General features: G+C 36.5%; 17 protein-coding genes and 1 riboswitch. Of the genes, 7 read left to right on the top strand and 10 right to left on the bottom strand.

What is annotated here, in order from left to right:
* Positions 1-572 precede the first annotated feature (572 nt).
* The 3 genes from ACM26V_RS02450 to ACM26V_RS02440 all read left to right on the top strand — a co-directional run bounded on the left by ACM26V_RS02450 (position 573) and on the right by ACM26V_RS02440 (position 2,586).
* Positions 573-959, top strand: coding sequence for a DUF4183 domain-containing protein (locus tag ACM26V_RS02450; protein ID WP_416149879.1), 387 nt, complete (start codon positions 573-575; stop codon positions 957-959).
* A 65-nt stretch (positions 960-1,024) separates the two neighbouring features.
* On the top strand, positions 1,025-1,237 hold the full coding sequence (locus ACM26V_RS02445) for a hypothetical protein (protein ID WP_416149878.1): 213 nt from the start codon (positions 1,025-1,027) through the stop codon (positions 1,235-1,237).
* A 20-nt stretch (positions 1,238-1,257) separates the two neighbouring features.
* The gene (locus tag ACM26V_RS02440) at positions 1,258-2,586 is read left to right on the top strand and encodes a DUF4183 domain-containing protein (protein WP_416149877.1); all 1,329 of its coding nucleotides are present in this window, start codon (positions 1,258-1,260) and stop codon (positions 2,584-2,586) included.
* 125 nt (positions 2,587-2,711) lie between these two features.
* Here ACM26V_RS02440 and ACM26V_RS02435 read toward each other — a convergent pair whose 3' ends face one another.
* From ACM26V_RS02435 to thiC, 3 genes are all read right to left on the bottom strand, one after another.
* The gene (locus ACM26V_RS02435) at positions 2,712-3,998 is read right to left on the bottom strand and encodes a glycoside hydrolase family 27 protein (RefSeq protein WP_416151772.1); all 1,287 of its coding nucleotides are present in this window, start codon (positions 3,996-3,998) and stop codon (positions 2,712-2,714) included.
* Positions 3,999-4,207: 209 nt separating this feature from the next.
* Entirely contained in the window at positions 4,208-4,414 is a 207-nt protein-coding gene (locus tag ACM26V_RS02430; protein ID WP_416149876.1) for a hypothetical protein, read from the bottom strand.
* Complete coding sequence (gene thiC, locus ACM26V_RS02425) at positions 4,401-6,185, bottom strand: phosphomethylpyrimidine synthase ThiC (protein ID WP_416149875.1); 1,785 nt, start codon at positions 6,183-6,185, stop codon at positions 4,401-4,403. Before thiC ends, ACM26V_RS02430 begins: the two co-directional genes overlap by 14 nt.
* 144 nt (positions 6,186-6,329) lie before the next feature.
* A riboswitch (TPP riboswitch) is annotated at positions 6,330-6,444 on the bottom strand.
* Between the two features lie 203 nt (positions 6,445-6,647).
* Here thiC and ACM26V_RS02420 point away from each other — a divergent pair.
* Complete coding sequence (locus tag ACM26V_RS02420; RefSeq protein WP_416149874.1) at positions 6,648-6,785, top strand: hypothetical protein; 138 nt, start codon at positions 6,648-6,650, stop codon at positions 6,783-6,785.
* A 1-nt stretch (position 6,786) separates the two neighbouring features.
* Positions 6,787-6,978 (top strand): hypothetical protein, encoded by a 192-nt coding sequence (locus tag ACM26V_RS02415; RefSeq protein WP_416149873.1) that lies wholly within the window; start codon positions 6,787-6,789, stop codon positions 6,976-6,978.
* 83 nt (positions 6,979-7,061) lie between these two features.
* On the opposite strand, the gene ACM26V_RS02410 is transcribed toward ACM26V_RS02415, so the two are convergent.
* The 5 genes from ACM26V_RS02410 to ACM26V_RS02390 all read right to left on the bottom strand — a co-directional run bounded on the left by ACM26V_RS02410 (position 7,062) and on the right by ACM26V_RS02390 (position 11,577).
* Positions 7,062-8,252 (bottom strand): MFS transporter, encoded by a 1,191-nt coding sequence (locus tag ACM26V_RS02410; RefSeq protein WP_416149872.1) that lies wholly within the window; start codon positions 8,250-8,252, stop codon positions 7,062-7,064.
* Positions 8,253-8,490: 238 nt separating this feature from the next.
* On the bottom strand, positions 8,491-8,790 hold the full coding sequence (locus ACM26V_RS02405; protein WP_416149871.1) for a hypothetical protein: 300 nt from the start codon (positions 8,788-8,790) through the stop codon (positions 8,491-8,493).
* Positions 8,791-9,066: 276 nt separating this feature from the next.
* Positions 9,067-9,210, bottom strand: a complete 144-nt coding sequence (locus ACM26V_RS02400; protein ID WP_416149870.1) for a hypothetical protein — start codon at positions 9,208-9,210, stop codon at positions 9,067-9,069.
* The gene (locus tag ACM26V_RS02395) at positions 9,192-10,046 is read right to left on the bottom strand and encodes a DegV family protein (protein ID WP_416149869.1); all 855 of its coding nucleotides are present in this window, start codon (positions 10,044-10,046) and stop codon (positions 9,192-9,194) included. The genes ACM26V_RS02400 and ACM26V_RS02395 overlap by 19 nt, the downstream gene beginning before the upstream one ends.
* 220 nt (positions 10,047-10,266) lie before the next feature.
* Positions 10,267-11,577 (bottom strand): M48 family metallopeptidase, encoded by a 1,311-nt coding sequence (locus ACM26V_RS02390; RefSeq protein WP_416149868.1) that lies wholly within the window; start codon positions 11,575-11,577, stop codon positions 10,267-10,269.
* A gap of 207 nt (positions 11,578-11,784) precedes the next feature.
* Between ACM26V_RS02390 and ACM26V_RS02385 the strand changes: the two genes are divergently transcribed.
* Both ACM26V_RS02385 and ACM26V_RS02380 read left to right on the top strand, forming a co-directional pair.
* Positions 11,785-12,117: a PadR family transcriptional regulator gene (locus tag ACM26V_RS02385; protein ID WP_416149867.1), complete on the top strand. Its 333-nt coding sequence runs from the start codon at positions 11,785-11,787 to the stop codon at positions 12,115-12,117.
* Positions 12,114-12,785 (top strand): DUF1129 family protein, encoded by a 672-nt coding sequence (locus ACM26V_RS02380; RefSeq protein ID WP_416149866.1) that lies wholly within the window; start codon positions 12,114-12,116, stop codon positions 12,783-12,785. Before ACM26V_RS02385 ends, ACM26V_RS02380 begins: the two co-directional genes overlap by 4 nt.
* 166 nt (positions 12,786-12,951) lie before the next feature.
* Here ACM26V_RS02380 and ACM26V_RS02375 read toward each other — a convergent pair whose 3' ends face one another.
* Together ACM26V_RS02375 and ACM26V_RS02370 are read right to left on the bottom strand one after the other, a co-directional pair.
* Positions 12,952-13,368, bottom strand: a complete 417-nt coding sequence (locus ACM26V_RS02375; protein WP_416149865.1) for a bactofilin family protein — start codon at positions 13,366-13,368, stop codon at positions 12,952-12,954.
* Positions 13,369-13,382: 14 nt separating this feature from the next.
* Positions 13,383-14,342 (bottom strand): peptidoglycan DD-metalloendopeptidase family protein, encoded by a 960-nt coding sequence (locus ACM26V_RS02370; protein WP_416149864.1) that lies wholly within the window; start codon positions 14,340-14,342, stop codon positions 13,383-13,385.
* Between the last annotated feature and the right edge of the window lie 301 nt (positions 14,343-14,643).

Here is a 14,643-nt window from a genome sequence, read left to right as displayed (position 1 = left end):
ATACTCTATAAATTTATTCAAGCAATATAGAGATATGCAAAAGAAACCTGGGGACGGTTCGGGACTGCTGAAAAAGTCAATTTCACAAAAAACAGATGGATGATTATTCTATTCGACTCATGCCAAAGGAAGTTGATAAGACCGGAGCAAGCGAGACTCCTGCGGAAAAGGAAGTCAGTCAAGACCCTGCAAGGGAAAGCCTGAAGCGGCTTGACGACTTCTCCGCGGAAAGCGAGTTTGCGCAGGGCTCATCAACCCTTTTGTGCAGAATGCAAAATAATTACAGATGAAATCTGACTATATTTCACTTTTTCACTGGTCACGGACGGTTCTTTTGCTTCCTAAATTAAAAGAATGAAATGTTGCAATGTCACTATCACCATAAAATATTTAATTCTTTCTAAGCAACTGCCCTGAACCATGAGTAACATTAACGGTTAATACGTATTGGTAATAATTTTCCCATTTTATAATAATTAGCACGATTACCCATTACAAATCTTTAGGTATCACATAAACTATTAAGCACCATGGAAATTTTAATAAGTAACTTAACCAAAGGAGGTAAAAAAATGGCAAGAATTATTAAACTTAGTATTGAGGCAACGGCAAACACGACTGTTGAAACTCAACCTAATGTAGAACGCTTTTTCTATGAATTAACCGCAGATCAAACAGACATCATTTTAACAATTGATGTTACAGAATTTGAAGATGATGAAGGAAACTCCGCAGTAGAATTACCAGAATTGGCTGCGAATAACTCATACTTTAATGTTTATATCAATGGTGTATTACAAATGGGGGACTCGTCCTCATACACCGCAGGCGAAACAGGGACTGGGCAATTAGAAGTAACAATTCCTGAAGGAGAAACAATTTACGCAGAAACTCCTGTTATCCTTGAAGTTGTCAATTATAGTCCAGAAGCAGAATCAGATATTACTGTTAACACGTAGATCTTTTATTCATATATTATGGATAAGAAAAAGTATAAAAAGAGGTTGGACCAGGGGACGTTATCATGTCTTTTAGAACAGCCTCTGAATACTTTGGTTTTGAAATACGTCGACCGCTTTTAGTTAATCTAAAATCTTTCTATAAACTACATAGAACTGCACTTCACGAAGCAACATCTTCAATGAAGAGGGAAAAATTAGTATCTCTTTATAGAAATGCACATTATTTTTCAACAAAAACCAATGTGCAATTTTTTAAAAAAACGAGTAACCAATAGGCTACGGGAGGCTACTTATCATGGACAGAAAAATAGAAAATAACAACGACTGTTGTTATTTGTGTGATAAAAATGGCAACCGCCTTTCTCCCACAGATTTAAATGCCGTTAAAATAAAAATTGTCTCCATTACTGAAGCAAACGAAAACTTAAAACACATTGAATTAGCGATATCAGGATTTATTATTTCTGAAAGTTTAAAGCAAGAATATGACCATTGCCCTTCATCTCCAGTCCCTTTCTTAGTCCTAAAGTCATTCAGCCTTAAGCTACCGGAAAAAAATTTTATTTGTTTTCAAATCAAAAAGAATTCTTTTCAATGTACCCGTTTCACTAAATTTAACTGCCAAATCAACTTTATGCTTCTTACAGAAATATATACACCAATAATTATTTCCTTAGAAGGGTGTTATGTTTTCCCCCGCTCTAATAAAACAATTCTTCCTCTTGAGATAAAAGAACAAAGAAAGGATTCGCATTGCCTTCATGTTGATTGTTTGCATGATTCGTTTTTCCATCCTATTACCAGCGACGTTTCTTTAACACCACAAATAAACGACAAACTAGAAGCAGAAAGTTCCTTATACTACGCGAAAGGAAATGGTGAGAAGAGAGTTTTTACTAATGTCGATGAAATTTGCAATCCCAATACCGCAGGATTACTAAATCCAGAGCAAGTAACATTTTGTAATTTGTTCGTAAACGCCGTACTGCAAAATCCAAATTCCTATAACTTAGAGGAAGGAAAACTCACTTTTCTTACAAACGATATACCCGAGAAAAACGTGCCGATTATAACTCAATTCGTTACAGTATTTAGTCATAACGGTGAAGTATTAAAAGGAGAGATTGACTTTTTCCATACTTCCGCCAATGGAACCGCAATGGAATTTCCAACAAAAACACTGCCTACCTCTGATACAGTCACTTTTGTTGACTTATTCATTAATGGAGTATTACAGCCTCAAGAAAACTACAAAGTAACAAATGGCTCACTACTTTTAACGACAGAAATACCCCCGCGGAAAGGTGTACCTATTATCTTGCAATACGTAAAGATATCTAACTCGATTGGTGTAACGGTAAGAGGGGAATCATCGACTTTTTGTGTAGCATCTGATGGAATAAGTAAAATTTTTTCTGAAAAATATCATTGTCTACTCTGTTTCCCTGTTCCTTTTATAGATTGCCCGCACGTTTCATATAGAAATTTATTTATCAACGGTGTCCTGCAACCAAATGACTTATATAATTTTAGACATGGGAAACTACAATTAAAAACATCTGATGCCCCAATAAAAAAGGCACCAATTATCTTACAAGGGTTGTCTTTTTTTGATTGTGAATAGCTTTGGACACTTCGTAATATGATTTAGTCGGATAGAAATTTCTTTGAAATAAAAAAAGAGCCAAAGATATAGCTTAGTCAAGGCTCTGTCCACTTTTTCTATTTTGAATCTTTCCCTTATACGTCCTAGCTCAATTTATACAATACAGAGGCGTGAGGAGCTAGTGACACGTCAATTCCCGAACTTGTAGTTGGTAAATCATTTCGTTTCCATAGGTCTCTCACTTGACATTGTTCTCCTACATTTAAGCCTAGCTGTTCGAGCGAGACACTTACAGTTCGTTGTTCATCGCTAATATTAAATAGAGCAACATAACTATTTCCGTCGCTAGCTTGTGATGTCCAAACAATTTCGTCATCTTCTCGATACACTTGTCTTGCGTCTTCACTATTTTGCAAAACGTGAATGACCTCCGGATTCGTTAGCAATGATAACGTCCAATCATCGTTATCTCTTAGCTCTCCTCCGAACATTAGTGGTGAGCGGAAAATAGACCATAATGTCATCATTGTTACTTGTTCATCTTTCGTAAAACGTGTCCAACGATCTCCACCGCCACCATCAACAGATCGAAGCCCAATATGACCTAGAGGCAACATATCCGCATCTGGCCAGTGGCCCAGACCTACGTTTTTACTCCATTTATAACATCGTTCAAACATGCCATGTAAGAGGTGCCATAAATCCCAATAATCATCAGTCATTCGCCACATGTTAGCGTTCTCTTCGAATACACTTGCGTATTCTAAAGGCGCGGGTCCAGGAGAAAGGCTTAAAACCATTGGACGGCCACTATTATCAATTGCTTTTCGGATCATTTTAATCTCTTCCGTATGGGTGGAATACAATTTCGAATCAGCAATATCATCTACTTTGACAAAATCTACATTCCATTCTGCATATAGTTTAAATAATGAATCGTAATAAGCTTGTGATCCTTCTTTAGAAGGATCAACTCCATACATGTCCGTGTTCCATGGGCAAATAGAATTTGGATGAGCAATTTCTCTTGCTGATGAATCTGTTCCTAATATTTTTGTATTTTGATGTACTGCTTGACGTGGTATTCCACGCATAATATGAATACCAAATTTCAACCCTAAATTATGAACATAATCAGCTAAAGGCTTAAATCCTTTGCCTCCTTCTGCTGAAGGAAATCGATTGATTGAAGGTACTAATCGTGAATACTCATCCATGTCTAAAGGAGCAAACTGACGATACGCAGAAGATACTGCTTCAGGTTCAGACCACTGGATATCGACAATCACATATTCCCACCCATAATCTTTTAAATGTTTCGCCATGTATTCTGCGTTTCCTTTTACCTCATCTTCTCTGACTGTAGCGCCGTAACAATCCCAGCTGTTCCATCCCATTGGTGGTGTTAAAGCGTGTTGATAATGCTTCATTTGTTGGACCATCCTTTCAATATCATACTTAATAATCATATATTATGTATTTTATAACCATCGATTAATAAGTCTTTGAGTACACAATTTCTTGTTTCTATGAAATTAAATATTGGTTAACTTTCTTAACAATACACTAAAGTAACCCCTTCCATCAAACAAAACTATCAAGAGGCTAACCATAAGGTCAGCCTCTTTAAATCTAGTATTTAAAAATGGATCGCTTCCATTTTTAGACAAATACTACATTGCTTATATAATGGACCTTCAATAAATTCATGGTTACAGTTTTCTTGAATTTCATTTAAATTTTTTTTCAAATATACAAGAAGCAGTTTTGTTTGGTTCATTTCTTCAATGATTTCACGAGTTTTCGACTGGACTTCGAACTTACTCTGATCATTACTGATAGACATTGCTTCCACCTTTCTTAAATTCTTTTGATTTCTCTTGCATTCCCTTCTCTATTTCCTCTTTCGTAAAAAGCTCGTTATCCTTTGCATAATTACGAATATCTTGAGAGATTCTCATACTACAAAACTTTGGGCCACACATGGAACAGAAGTGTGCAGTCTTTGCACCTTCAGCAGGCAATGTTTCATCATGATACTCGATCGCGCGTTCTGGATCTAATGCGAGGTTAAATTGATCTCTCCAACGGAACTCAAAACGAGCTTTAGATAGAGCGTCATCCCGCTTTTGAGCTCCTGGATGCCCTTTAGCTAAATCAGCAGCATGAGCAGCAATTTTGTAGGTAATTACTCCTTCACGAACATCATCTTTATTAGGTAAACCTAAATGTTCTTTTGGCGTAACATAACAAAGCATTGCTGTTCCATACCAACCAATCATCGCCGCTCCGATCGCAGACGTTATATGGTCATATCCAGGAGCAATATCTGTCGTGAGTGGGCCAAGCGTATAAAACGGTGCTTCCTCACAAACCTCTAACTGTTTATCCATGTTCTCTTTTATTAGATGCATCGGAACATGACCAGGTCCTTCAACCATCACCTGAACATCATGCTTCCAAGCCACTTTTGTCAGTTCACCAAGCGTGTCTAATTCGGCAAATTGCGCTTCATCATTTGCGTCTGCAATTGATCCTGGTCGCAAACCATCTCCTAATGAAAAGGAAATATCATAAGTCTTCATAATTTCACAAATATCTTCAAAGTGTGTATACAAAAAGCTTTCTTTATGATGAAACAAGCACCACTGTGCCATAATCGAACCTCCACGGGAAACGATCCCTGTTAATCGATTCACCGTCAGCGGGATATATCGCAGTAACACACCTGCATGAATTGTGAAGTAATCGACACCTTGCTCAGCCTGCTCAATCAACGTATCACGGTATATTTCCCAAGTGAGGTCTTCGGCAACACCGTCGACTTTTTCTAGCGCTTGATAAATTGGTACAGTCCCAACAGGAACAGATGAATTACGAATAATCCATTCCCGTGTTTTATGAATATCTTTTCCGGTGGATAAATCCATGATATTATCTGCGCCCCAACGAGTAGCCCAGGTCATCTTTTCAACTTCTTTTTCGATTGACGATGAAACCGCAGAGTTTCCAATATTCGCATTGATTTTCACATGAAAATTACGTCCGATAATCATCGGTTCAATCTCCGGGTGATTAATATTCGCTGGAATAATTGCACGTCCTTTAGCAACTTCATCACGAACAAAATCCTCTGATACCCCTTCTCTTAAGGCGATAAATTCCATTTCAGGAGTGATCTTTCCTTGTTTAGCGTAATGAAGTTGTGAAACGTTGTTTCCTTTTTTCGCACGCAATACCTTTCTTTTCAGACCAGGGAAAACCATATGTTTCGTACGCGGGTCGGTTTCATCTTTGTAGCCATTATCTTCAGGTTTGATTTCGCGATCCTGGTATTCTTCCACATCTCCTCGCTCGTGTATCCAAGAGCTACGAATGGGAGGAATTCCTTTTGTAATATCGACTGAATACTCAGGATCCGTATATGGTCCGCTTGTATCATACACTCTAACCGGTAAATTTTCCTTTTCACCAAATGTTCCTGTTGTTGGACTTAATTCAATCTCGCGCATCGGAACGTTTAGATCAGACCTTGAACCTCGTACGTAAACTTTTTTACTATTTGTGAAGTTCGACATGATGGAAATGTTCTCGCTGTTAAATGATGCCGTTGACATAATAAATCTCTCCCTATTTTTTAATGATAGGACAAGATCGAGAACACACCAAACGGAGTAGCTTTAATAAGCACACAAAAATAGCCGGATCCACAAAATATGGAAGGACCCGGCTAATGGTATACATGCAGAAGTTATCTTACTCTAATGTTCATTCAACTTCCCTACGCTGGTATGATCCAGATCAGGTCCAAAGGGTCAGAAAACTTTATCGTGTTTCCTTCTCAGCCCAACTTATTGGACTCCCCTAGTTATTTCTATTCGATTAACTCTTAGTATATAGAAGGATTCAGAAAAGTCAAACTGTTATTTCATTCTATTTATGGAAATTAGCTCCGCAGACCCCTTGCATCCATGTTTTTACTCTATCTATTTTGAATTTCATTTTTATCACCACCATTTTATCCCATTCATATTTTGTTCCTCAGAGGAAAAAATGTAAACAAAGGGAGGATGATGTTGATGAGTAAGAGATCTAAATCAAAGAGAAATATGCAAGACAGTAAGGATGCGGTACAACCTAATAACAGCAAAGAACGAATGACAATCTCTAAAGCAGGTCCCGATGAACAAAGCCAGAGACAACGAGGGGGAAATTAATTTGAAAAAAAAAGACGAAAAAATTGTTGAAAATTCGCATGAAGGACGGGAGAAGTATTTTGTTGATGTCGATCGAATGATAAATGAGGGGCTTGGTGGAGGCACCGTTAATAATAAAGAAAATTCTGGTAAGATTGAACAGGCTAGAAACTTTAAATCTGAAGATCCACCTCATGAAGTGGATAAAGAGTAATTTTTCTCCGATTTCATCAAATTGACTTTCATTCTGAACATATGTGCTACCGCATGAAGTAGGCAGCAAAGAACCTCAGCTCCCTACTTCATCTGCGGGATAATTTTAACTTTAACAATGATCACATTGATTAGTAATAGAACGGAAGACACAATAAATAAACTACGAATACCAGCCACTGATGCAAGCCACCCACCTGCAATTGGGCCAAACATTGTTCCCAAATACATAAAGCTGTTCGAGAACCCGAATGTTCTGCTTTCCATACCTTCGGGAGATAATTGACGTAATAATGAGTTAATCGAAGGTAGCAGTCCGCCTATACATAATCCTAATAAAAACCGAAATATAATCAATTGCCAATAACTAGATACAAATGCTTGTGGAAAACTGATGATTGCTGCGAAAAACAGCGTAACTAATAATACAAATTGTGGCCCTTTTCGATCACTAAGTTTTCCTAGAAAAGGACTGACCAACATGTTTGCAAATCCCATGACAGACATTGCAAAACCAGCATAAAACGCTACATTTTGCCCTGTAGTTAGTTCTTGGACAAATAAAGAAAGAAGAGGATTCACCCCAATAAGGGCAAATTGTACAATAAAAAAGACGATAAATAACGATAAGACAGGTGACGTAGATGCAATTTTCTTGAAATCTTGCATCGTATTAGTCTTCACAGATTCTACTATTTTATCAAATTGTTCGTGAACAAAGAAAAGTACAACAAACGCTGCGATTAAAATCGTGACTCCTGTTACATAGAAAATCATCCTAAATCCCATTAAATCTGCCATGATTCCGCCAAACAGAGGTCCACAAATCCCTCCAGCAACCGCCCCAGCTTGTAACATTCCTAACGAATAGCCCATTTGCTTCTTCGGGGTACTCATCGACATCAGTGCAATTGCTGCCGGTATAAATCCAGAAATCATCCCATTTAGTAATCGAAGCAACAGTAATGACCATGGACCAACTGCAAATCCAGTCAAGGTTAATACAATTGCCATACCAAAACCTGAACGGAGTAGCATTGATTTCCGTCCATATCGGTCTGCAAGTTTTCCCCATAGTGGCGAAAATAGAAAAGCAGTTAAGAAATTTGCCCCAAAGATAACGCCAGCCCAGAGAGTAATTTCTCGAGGATCTGTCACTCCTAGTTCTTGGAGATAGAGAGGTAAAAAAGGAATTATCATCGTCATAGCAGCCATGACGAAGAATTGGCATACCATAAGTATATAGAGATTTCGTTTCCAATTTATTTTAGACACTTCGATTCACGTCCTTTGAGTTAAACTCATTATATATTTCGTTAGCCGAAGTTTTCAAGAATTTATTTAGAAAAGAGAAAATTTTGATGAATTGACTAAGAGTTTTCGTCTACTAAAGACAATTAAAAAAGCACTTGAAAAACAAGTGCTTCTTATGTATTAATTCTCTTGTTATTTCATCCTTATCTTTTAATCACTTTCTCGATTGCTGAAAGGAGAATTAGTCTTGTCACTGATCTTAATCAAAACGCTCTGTCTCAAGACCATCGATAATTTCTTCCATTTCTAACGTGAAATTCAATTGGAGTGGTTCAGGAAGTGATTGTTGAATGATTTTCACTTCGTTCATCTCCTCTAATTCTTCGACAGTCTTAGGAGGATGCTTAAGGCTTTTAAACCATCGCTTAAATTCACCGGAAAAACGATAAAAGTTCGTTTCAAATCGTTCTGCCGCTTCCTCTCCCTCATCTCCATCTGTCTTCTGCATCCTTTGCCAATCTTCTAAAATCGTTTTAAATGCATTGCTTACTTCCTCCATATTGGTTTCCTCCTTAATGATCAATCGATTGTTAGCAAAAACGAAGTTATTTCTCATTTTCAAAAAAAATTTTGTGACACATGTATAATTTCCAATTTTTGATGCAACCTACGTTATAAAAGGATGTGAAAATATTGGACATGATATTTAGAAATGTCTATACATTTATCTGCTACATCGATAAAAAAGGTTACCTATTCGACAAATATCTGAAATGGTATGTCTTTTTACATAGAAACCATTCTTTTTCAACATCTTTTCATTGTTTTAGTGCCTTTATTTATTTGGATTAATACAAAGCATAAGCTGTTGCATCAGATGACTATATTCTGTAAGATCATCTTCTCTAAATATTTCCATAACGTAAACGTGATTAATTAAGTGATTGACAAATGACTCCATTACTTCTCTGTTTGCCAAAACATTGCAAGCGTACCTTCTCCTGCATGAACAGCTAACGATGAACTCATTTCTCCGATGACAATTTCAATGTCTGGGATTTCTGTTTCTACCAGTTGCTTTAATTCCATTGCTTTGTCTAACACATTTCCGTGCATAATCCCGACTCTCTTTACTTTATCATCATCACACGATTGTTTTAGCAATGAGACGATTTTGTTTGTTGCTTTCTTTTCTGAGCGAACTCGTTCAAATAAACCTAATTCACCTTCGGGATTAATTGAAAGAATTGGCTTTATTTTCAGCACATTACCTAATAAAAATTGCGCACCAGACATTCTACCACCTTTATATAGTTGATCCAAATTTCCAAGTAAAATTAAATTTTTCGATCTTGTTACTTCTTCCCTCAGTTCAGACGCAATCTCTTCCATAGAAACTTCTTCCTTCGCTAAACTAAGTCCTTTATCGATTAACGCCGTAATACCGTATGAAAGTGACAGAGAATCAACCACTTCCACGTCAAAATCTGCAAGTTCCTTTCCTCCATTTGAGCTAGACACCGTTCCACTTAATTTATTGGAAACATGAATCGCTATAGCTTGATCATAGTCTTTTTTCAATGTATTATATAACTCTTCAAATGTCCCCACAGATGGCTGCGATGTTTTGGGAACTTCTTTATTGTTACGAATCATGTCATATAATTGCTCTGAAAATAAATTTACACCATCTTCGTACTCTTTTCCATCAGCAATAATTACAATAGGTGCAACATACACATCAGGGTGTTCACGCAACTCTTCTGATAAAAATGCTGTACTATCTGTCACAAATGCAATTCTCTTCTTTTCCATTTGTATATCCACTCCTTTAAAATAATCTGAATAGTTTAATTATACGTTGAATTGGAGATAATACCAAGTGCTGATATCAGGTACTAATTTATGATAGTGAAATTTTATCTAAGTACATTTTATCGTAATCCTATAACTAATGTTTAACATTGCCTAACGTAACTAAAGCCCACTTTATTATGTGGGCTTCCTTTTATCTTAGCTATAATTGTACGTAATATCAATATTGATAATATTCAGTAATCGCATCATAAAAATCTTCTTCTTCTTCAGTGCCTAACATCATTAACGGAGAAACTCCCTGATATGTTTCTTGATTTACGTCTGCTCCGTTTTCGTAAAGTAAAATAGCCATATCAAGCCAGCCAAACTCTAAAGCAATTGTTAAAGGCGTCCCATAAAGATCTTCGTGATTTGGGTTAGCTCCCAACTCTAACAATTTCTCTGCGACTTCCAAGTTATCCAAGTAAATAGCATAAATTAATGGAGTAGAATCTTCAATATCCATTACTTCGATATCTGCTCCCTCGGCAACTAAACGTTCAATTTCATCGATGTCACCATCGATTGTTGCAAGAATAAGAGGCGGATGCTCTCCTTCTGGTTCTTCAAGGATGTCATTCCCAAATGTATCATTTGTAAATAATGAGTTCTCTTCACTTACCGGACCCAAAGAATCAGTAAATGACTTTCCATACATCATCGCTCCACCGGTCATTACCAAAAGAACAAGAAGGTATATTACACCAGAGGATATAGAAAGAGCTATCACACCACCTATGATACGCCCTCGATTGACTTGAACATCTATTCCACTTATCGAACGTATCCGCTTTGGAAGAAATGGATGTGTAGAAAGTTTTTCACTTATCCAACTAAACGTTCCAAAATCTGTTGTTAACTGTTGGACATATGCTTCGATATTCACTTCTTTATAAAGCTTCTTGCCAATCATAAGAATTGTTAGTGCACGGACAGACGCCTCTTTGTCTTCGATTACTTCAGCGGCAATATTATCACAATTATATTCACACGCTCGACTATATGCCTGTCCTAACAAAGGGACTAATTTCGCTGGAAACAAAATCATTTGTTTAAGAACATGGTTTCTTTTCACGTGAACAAGTTCGTGAGCAAGGACAAATTCTAATTCCTTTTCCCCTTTTTCTCGTGCCAACTCAAAAACTTCAGAATAAATAACGACGATATGTTTGCCAGCAAAGCGTGATGCAAAGGCATTGAGAGCTCCTTCAGAATAGACAACATACACTTCTGGAACGTATTTCAACTTTAATTTTTCAGCCAAATCTGTGACTTGTTTATGTACATCCGGAAATTGATCTTCACTAACTTTCAAACTGTTTCCTCGAATCATACCTAAACTTATCACATTTATTAAAGTAAATACGCATGCAAAACCTATAATAATTGCTATACCTACAAGTGAAAAAATAGCAATAACATAAACTAGCACACTAACGATCACAGATAAAATAAAATAAAATCTTTCCTTCCGATTAATTGCTTCCATGTAAAATAATCCTCCTCAAATTACTATTTCCACTAATTAATATAGAATTATTTCCCATTTTATACAAGAGTTATTTTGTATATTTTTGAGCTTTCAATGAAAAAAACAATTTTCTTTTTAGCAAAAATTTATTTTATTTTAGCTATCTTGTTTGACAAGGTAGATGTTCTTCTGTAAGCTAGTTTGTATTACAAGGTAGGTGAGATTATGTCTAGACGAACACAATTATTAAAAGGAATTTTAGAAGGGTGTCTATTAGCGATCATTCATAAAGGCCCAACTTATGGATATGAAATCTCTCTGAAGCTGAAAAGTTTAGGGATCGACAACATTAGCGAAGGATCGATCTACCCTCTGTTATTGCGCCTACAAAAAGAACAATACATTTATGGGAAAATGGAGAAATCCCCACATGGTCCAAATCGGAAGTACTATTACCTCACTGAACATGGAGAAGGTGCTCTGACTGAGTTTAAGAAGCAATGGAACATCCTACAAGTTCCAATTAATCAATTATTAAACAAGGAGGATTACAAATGAACGTGAAAGCACTCATCGAATTAAATAATGAGAGCCGCGAGAAACTTACCGATGATAATAAGAAGTACTATGAAAAATTCCTTATATACATTCGCTTAAGTTCATCTAAGTCGGAGAAAGAAACGGAAGAAATTCTCTATGAAATACTTGAACATTTATTAGAAGCACAAGCCGATGGGAAAAAACCTGAAGACGTATTTGGAGATAACCCCAAGGAGTATGCAGATGAAATTATTGGAGAATTACCAAAAATGCTCAAGCAAAAACAATTTAATAATGGACTACTTATAATAAGTAATTTCTTAGGAGTATTTGCTCTTGCATTTGGGATAATTAATACACTTTTTTCTTTGTTTGGGGATTTCGACCCTATGTTCACATTTGGTTTGGGGTCTGGACTCTCCATTGTCATTATCGCTGTTCTTAATGCATTTCTCACAATAGTAGTCGTCATAAAATGGTTACGTTGGAGTGCATTCAAACAGCAAAAGAAATGGAAAGAGTTTTTGCAAACCTTCTCTATGGGAGTAGGAAGTGCCGCTATTTTTATACTGCCACGAATTTTCATCCCTAAATTCGGCATGGAAATTAGTATACCAATGTGGAGTTTGATTCCAATTGGATTAGTTTTCTTAGGAATTGGTCGATATGTTATAAAAAGAGATTAATATGAAGATTCTGCTTTAGCGTATCAAAATAGGAGAGCCACCGGCTCCCCTATTTTGTATCTTATTTATTTATAATTAAAAGTTCGGATGCTATTTATTTCCTTAACAATAACTACTTTTAAGTTTAGATGTTTTTAATAAAAATAACAAAAATTGCGATATTTTTTTACTCATTGCTTGATGGACTTTCTTCATCTATCGGTACTACATTCTCATCCGACTTTTCTAACTTTTCGCCATTCATAATGCTTTCGCCATGAAATCTGCCGTTTTCTTCGATAATAATCGTATCCATCTCTGCTCGTCCATTTAAAGAACCAGAATCATAAATATGAATCTTTCCTTCTACTTTGACATTTCCTTTGATGGAACCAGCGATGAAGAGATTTCGAGCTGTCAAGTCGTTTTCTACTTGTCCTGTTTTGCCAATTGTTACATCGCCTTGACAATTTACTTCACCGATGATTTGCCCATCAATGCGGATGCTGGAATTCACATCCAATACTCCCTTAAAAATTGTTTCTTCGCCAATAAGAGTAGACATCTCATTCAACTTTTTTTCATTATTATTTTTTGAAAACATGCGTCACCTCACGTTTAATTTTCATCTTCTTTTTTATGGAAAGTCATGTACTTATATGGATCAACCAATTCACCATTTCTTTGCACTTCGAAGTGCAAGTGAACACCGGTACTCCTCCCGGTTGTCCCCATGCCGCCAATGTATTCACCCTTTTCCACGATATCACCAACTGAAACATCGATGGAATTTAGATGAGCATATAATGTTTCATATGTTTCTCCATGTTTAATGACAACCGTATTTCCATAGCCACCATTACGTCCTGCCAGAGTAACTTCACCATCGGCCGCTGCATAAATCTCTGTTTCAATCGGAGCTGCAATATCTGTTCCTGAATGGAAACTTGTCTGTGAAGTAAACGGATCACTTCTGTTACCATATTCTGATGAAATTCGCCCTTTCTCAGCTGGGAAAAATGTAGGGATTAACCTCAGTTTCTCCTCATATTCAGCTATAGCTGAAACGGTTTCTTCGAAATTAGCAACCAAACCTGGTAATTCTTCTTGTATCATCTTAAGTTCACTATTTATGCCCGTATTGCTCGTCTGAAGATCAATCGATGAATCCTCAACGATTTCTACCCCACCGCTACCGTCATCATCACTTGCTTCTGTCAGATCGACTGGTAACTCCAATTGAATTTGACTTAATTTTTCTTCAAATTCTTTGAACTCTTTAACTGTCTCTTGAACTGCCGTTGCGTCTTGGGAAATTTCTTGATTTTCATCATACAATAAACCAATCTCTTCTTTTCGTTCATTCAATTCATCAGTTAATGTCGTCTGCTGTCCCTGCAGATGATCAATTGTATAAACGAGTCCGCCAATTAACCCTAGAAGCACTACTATAAAACCTAGACTTCCAAATGAAATGCAAAAAACCATCAATTTTCTCAATTGAAATTGTTTAACTGAGTCTTTTGGACCGGACGAAACCATCACTGTCCATTTGTTTTGTTTTGTCTTTTTCGTCAATTTCACACCACCATCCCTGTAATGGAGGGTCTACCTCACGTAAAATAGAATAGTACTATTTTTTACAGTAATATCACTAGGTTCATATTATAGGAGTGAGCAATAGATTGTAGATATTGTCGGAAATTGTTAACTAATTGTAATATTACAGTAATATTTTTATAACATAGTCGATTTAAATAGAAAATAGTGATAATTGTCGTTTTGTGAGAGTGTCACAGAAAATTAAGGAACTCACTATCTATTTGAATCAAATCTCGCGAGATCAATATTAAACGGACCTCAGCATGAGAGGAGTTAC

Origin of the sequence: Salipaludibacillus sp. HK11, assembly GCF_047795645.1 — a bacterium.
Taxonomy (GTDB): Bacteria; Bacillota; Bacilli; order Bacillales; family Salisediminibacteriaceae; genus Salipaludibacillus.
The sequence above is the reverse complement of the archived record's forward strand: the minus strand, read 5'-3'. Positions and strand labels throughout refer to the sequence as shown.

What these genes read in the sequence shown, in the direction of transcription:
- ACM26V_RS02450 (WP_416149879.1), top strand. Translation starts at nt 573, where the DNA reads ATGGCAAGAATTATTAAACTTAGTATTGAGGCAACGGCAAACACGACT.
- ACM26V_RS02445 (WP_416149878.1), top strand. Translation starts at nt 1,025, where the DNA reads ATGTCTTTTAGAACAGCCTCTGAATACTTTGGTTTTGAAATACGTCGA.
- ACM26V_RS02440 (WP_416149877.1), top strand. Translation starts at nt 1,258, where the DNA reads ATGGACAGAAAAATAGAAAATAACAACGACTGTTGTTATTTGTGTGAT.
- ACM26V_RS02435 (WP_416151772.1), bottom strand. Translation starts at nt 3,998, where the DNA reads ATGAAGCATTATCAACACGCTTTAACACCACCAATGGGATGGAACAGC.
- ACM26V_RS02430 (WP_416149876.1), bottom strand. Translation starts at nt 4,414, where the DNA reads ATGTCTATCAGTAATGATCAGAGTAAGTTCGAAGTCCAGTCGAAAACT.
- thiC (WP_416149875.1), bottom strand. Translation starts at nt 6,185, where the DNA reads ATGTCAACGGCATCATTTAACAGCGAGAACATTTCCATCATGTCGAAC.
- ACM26V_RS02420 (WP_416149874.1), top strand. Translation starts at nt 6,648, where the DNA reads ATGAGTAAGAGATCTAAATCAAAGAGAAATATGCAAGACAGTAAGGAT.
- ACM26V_RS02405 (WP_416149871.1), bottom strand. Translation starts at nt 8,790, where the DNA reads ATGGAGGAAGTAAGCAATGCATTTAAAACGATTTTAGAAGATTGGCAA.
- ACM26V_RS02395 (WP_416149869.1), bottom strand. Translation starts at nt 10,046, where the DNA reads ATGGAAAAGAAGAGAATTGCATTTGTGACAGATAGTACAGCATTTTTA.
- ACM26V_RS02390 (WP_416149868.1), bottom strand. Translation starts at nt 11,577, where the DNA reads ATGGAAGCAATTAATCGGAAGGAAAGATTTTATTTTATTTTATCTGTG.
- ACM26V_RS02385 (WP_416149867.1), top strand. Translation starts at nt 11,785, where the DNA reads ATGTCTAGACGAACACAATTATTAAAAGGAATTTTAGAAGGGTGTCTA.
- ACM26V_RS02380 (WP_416149866.1), top strand. Translation starts at nt 12,114, where the DNA reads ATGAACGTGAAAGCACTCATCGAATTAAATAATGAGAGCCGCGAGAAA.
- ACM26V_RS02375 (WP_416149865.1), bottom strand. Translation starts at nt 13,368, where the DNA reads ATGTTTTCAAAAAATAATAATGAAAAAAAGTTGAATGAGATGTCTACT.